The following is a 4,063-nucleotide window of genomic DNA, read 5'->3' on the forward strand; positions in this document are numbered from 1 at the left end:
AGCGCGGGCAGCATCACCAGCACCAGCACCATCACCAGATCCTCGACCACCAGCCAGCCGACCGCGATCCGGCCGTTGACGGAATCGAGCGTGCCGCGCTGCTCCAGCGCGCGCAGCAGCACCACGGTGCTGGCGACGGACAGGCACAGGCCGAACACCAGCGCGTCGGCCAGCGGCCAGCCCCATAGCCGCGTCACGCCGGCCCCGAGCGCGGTGGCGAAGGCGATCTGCACGATCGCACCCGGCAGCGCGATGCCGCGCACCGACAGCAGGTCTTCCAGCGAGAAGTGCAGGCCGACGCCGAACATCAGCAGCATCACGCCGATTTCCGCGAGTTGGCCGGCGAGCGCCATGTCGGCGACGAAGCCCGGCGTGGCCGGGCCGATCACGATGCCGGCCAGCAGATAGCCGACCAGCGCCGGCGCGCCGAGACGGGCGCAGATGAAGCCGAAGACGAGCGCCAGACCGAGGCCGGCGGCGATGGTGGTGATCAGGCTGACTTCATGGGGCACGGGCGGCTCGCAGCGAAGTGATCAGGGGTGATCGGGGGATCGGTGGCGCAACGGTCTGCAGTCCATGATAGCAAGCGGATGCGGCCGGGCTCCCCGCACGGGCGGCAACGGGGCGTAGTTTACACTGTCGCCTTCGCTCGTTTTCCAAAGATCGCGGTCCCTCCTGCGGTTCGTTTCCGCGGGCTGCCCGCCGTTCCCGCTTCATGTCCCAGCCGTCCCCCGCACCCCATCAGATCGATCTCGTCGTCTATCCCGGCTTCAAGGCCATGGAGGCGGTCGGACCGATGACGGTGTTCGACTATGCCAACCTGCAGCTGGCCCGGCGCGGCCAGCCGCCGGCCTATCGGACGCGCATCGTCTCGACGCGTGTGGGCCCGGTGCGTTCGGACACGCTGATGACGCTGGAGGCCACCGCGCGGCTCGACACGGTGCTGCTGCCCGACACCGCGGTGATCGTCGGCGCGCGCGATATCGAAGGGGCGTTGCAGGAAGCGGGGGAGATCGTCCCGTGGGCGCGCGCGGTGGCCCCGCGCATCGGCCGGCTGGTGGCGCTGTGTTCGGGATCGTTCTTCCTGGCCGCCGCCGGTCTGCTCGACGGCAAGCGCGCGACCACGCACTGGAGCGTGGCGCCGCTGCTGCGGCAGCGCTATCCCGCGGTGGCGGTCGATCCCGATGCGATCTTCGTGCGCCAGGGCCGGCTGTGGACCTCGGCCGGCGTCACGGCCGGCATCGACCTGGCGCTGGCCATCGTCGAAGAGGACCTCGGACGCGAGATCGCGCTCGATCTGGCGCGCGAGCTGGTGGTCTTCCTGAAGCGTCCGGGCGGCCAGTCGCAATTCAGCGTGCATCTGGCCAGCCAGACCACCGGCCACGCCGGCGTGCGCGAGGTCCAGGACTGGATCCTGCGCGACCTGACCCGCGCGTTCACGATGAGCGAGATGGCGGCGCGGGCCGCGATGAGCGAGCGCAATTTCCGCCGTGTGTTCGCGCGCGAGACCGGGGCGAGCCCGACCGCCTTCATCGAATCGGCGCGGCTCGAAGCGGCACGCCGCCTGCTGGAGCAGGGCGAGCTGCCGCTGAAGGCGGTGGCCGCGCGCAGCGGCTTCGGTTCCGACGAAGCGCTGCGGCGCGCCTTCCTGCGCCATCTGGGCATCACGCCGCGCGACTATCGCCAGCGGTTTGGCACGGCGGCGTAGCGCCCAAGCACCCAAGCACCCAAGCACCAAAGCGCTCAAGTACCGAAGCGCTCAAGTACCGAAGCGCTCAAGCACCGCAGCGCCCAAGCACCGCAGCGCTCAAGCACCGAAACGCCGAAGCGCCTTCCACCGCCCGGTCAGCCGTCCTGTAATTGCGCCGCGTGATGGCGCAGATGGTCCTCCATCCACGTGGAGATGAAGTAGTAGCCGTGGTCGTAGCCCTGATGCCGCCGCAGCGTCAGCGGCTGGCCCACCGCGGCGCAGGCCGCCTCGAAGGCCTCGGGATGCAGCTGGTCGGCGAGGAATTTGTCGGCCAGCCCCTGATCGATCAGGATGCCGCCGGGGAAGGGCGCGGTGGGCTGCGCCTGCATCAGCGCGCTGGCATCGTACTGCAGCCATTGCGCGCGATCGTCGCCGAGATAGCGGCTGAACGCCTTCTCGCCCCAGGGACATTGCGACGGCGCGGCGATCGGCGCGAACGCCGACACCGAGCGGAAGCGCTCGCGATGGCGCTGCGCCAGCACCAGCGCGCCGTGGCCGCCCATCGAATGGCCGAAGATGCCGATGCGCCGCGGGTCGGCGCCGAGTTCGCCGACCACCAGATCGTAGAGCTCGCCGGCGACATAGCTTTCCATGCGCCAGTGCGCGTTCCACGGCGCCTGCGTCGCGTCCAGATAGAAGCCCGCGCCCGCCCCGAAGTCCCATTCGTCCGCCTCGCCGGGGATGCCGGTGTCGCGCGGGCTGGTATCGGGCGCAACCAGGATCAGGCCGAGCTGCGCGGCGAGCCGCTGCGCGCCGCCCTTGATCATGAAGGTCTCTTCGGTGCAGGTCAGGCCGGCCAGGTAGAACAGCGCCGGACGCGGCGTGCCGACGCCGGCCAGCGCCGCCGGCGGCAGGAAGACCGAGAAGCGCATCGGCAGGCCGACCGCGGTCGACGCATGCCGGTAGAAGCGCTGCACGCCGCCGAAGCAGCCGTGCTCGGAGAGCAGTTCGAGCATGAGCGTCGCGCCTCCGGCCTTAGTACAGCACCACCGAACGGATCGACTCGCCGCGCTTCATCAGGTCGAAGCCCTCGTTGATCCGCTCCAGCGGCAGCGTGTGCGTGATCAGGTCGTCGATGTTCAGCTTGCCGTCCATATACCAGTCGACGATCTTGGGCACGTCGGTGCGGCCGCGCGCGCCGCCGAAGGCCGAGCCCTTCCACTCGCGGCCGGTCACCAGCTGGAACGGACGGGTCGAGATCTCGGCGCCGGCCTCGGCCACGCCGATGATGATCGACTTGCCCCAGCCCTTGTGGCAGCACTCCAGCGCCTGGCGCATGACCTTGGTATTGCCGATGCATTCGAACGAGTAATCGGCGCCGCCGTCGGTCAGCTGCACGATATGGTCGACCACGTTCTCGACCTCGTTCGGATTGACGAAGTGCGTCATGCCGAATTGGCGCGCCAGCGCCTCGCGGTTCGGGTTGATGTCGACGCCGATGATCTTGTCGGCGCCGACCATCTTGGCGCCCTGGATCACGTTCAGGCCGATGCCGCCCAGGCCGAACACCACCACATTGGCGCCGGCCTCGACCTTTGCCGTGAACAGCACCGCGCCGACGCCGGTGGTGACGCCGCAGCCGATATAGCAGACCTTGTCGAACGGCGCGTCGTCGCGGATCTTGGCCAGCGCGATCTCCGGCACCACGATGTGATTGGCGAAGGTCGACGTGCCCATGTAGTGGAAGATCGGCTTGCCGTCGAGCGAGAAGCGCGAGGTGCCGTCCGGCATCAGGCCCTTGCCCTGGGTCGCGCGGATCGCCTGGCACAGGTTGGTCTTGCGCGACAGGCAGAACTTGCACTGGCGGCATTCGGGCGTGTAGAGCGGGATCACGTGGTCGCCGGGCTTCAGCGAGGTCACGCCCGGGCCGACCTCCGTCACGATGCCGGCGCCCTCATGGCCGAGGATGGCGGGGAAGATGCCCTCGGGGTCCGCGCCCGACAGCGTGTAGTAGTCCGTATGGCAGATGCCGGTGGCCTTGATCTCGACCAGCACCTCGCCGGCGCGCGGTCCGGCCAGGTCGACTTCCTCGATGGTCAACGGGGCGCCTGCTTTCCAGGCGACGGCGGCTTTGGTTTTCATGGCGGCTTTCCTAAGGTGGCGACGCGCGGGGCGCGTGGCGGGTTCGATCGATGGCGGACGCGGGGCCGGCAGCAGCGGCAGCAGCGGCAGTAGCGGCATCGCGCGTTATCGCACGGCACCGCGCGGCACCACCCAGCACCGCTCGGCTCCACGGGGTTCGGCCGACACTGTAATGCCTGCGGCATCGGCACGGCGGGGCAATGCTGCCCGCTTGGCCCCGCAAGCCGCCAT

General features: G+C 69.5%; 4 protein-coding genes. 1 reads left to right on the top strand and 3 read right to left on the bottom strand.

From position 1 onward, the window contains the following. Positions 1 to 512 (bottom strand): cation:proton antiporter domain-containing protein (locus AC6EI8_RS24930; protein ID WP_498383181.1); only part of this gene is annotated, 512 nt, incomplete at its 3' end. Positions 513 to 715: 203 nt separating this feature from the next. On the opposite strand from AC6EI8_RS24930, the gene AC6EI8_RS24935 reads away from it, so the two are divergent. Next, a complete protein-coding gene (locus AC6EI8_RS24935) occupies positions 716 to 1,708 on the top strand; it encodes a GlxA family transcriptional regulator (RefSeq protein ID WP_498383182.1) in 993 nt (330 codons plus the stop codon). A 137-nt stretch (positions 1,709 to 1,845) separates the two neighbouring features. Here the strand turns inward: AC6EI8_RS24935 and fghA are convergent, their stop codons facing one another. Both fghA and AC6EI8_RS24945 read right to left on the bottom strand, forming a co-directional pair. Beyond that, complete coding sequence (fghA, locus tag AC6EI8_RS24940) at positions 1,846 to 2,706, bottom strand: S-formylglutathione hydrolase (RefSeq protein ID WP_498383183.1); 861 nt, start codon at positions 2,704 to 2,706, stop codon at positions 1,846 to 1,848. Positions 2,707 to 2,725: 19 nt separating this feature from the next. Further along, entirely contained in the window at positions 2,726 to 3,832 is a 1,107-nt protein-coding gene (locus AC6EI8_RS24945) for an S-(hydroxymethyl)glutathione dehydrogenase/class III alcohol dehydrogenase (RefSeq protein WP_150083436.1), read from the bottom strand. Positions 3,833 to 4,063 lie beyond the last annotated feature (231 nt).

It is taken from the genome of Cupriavidus sp. R6-3 (genome assembly GCF_059772245.1).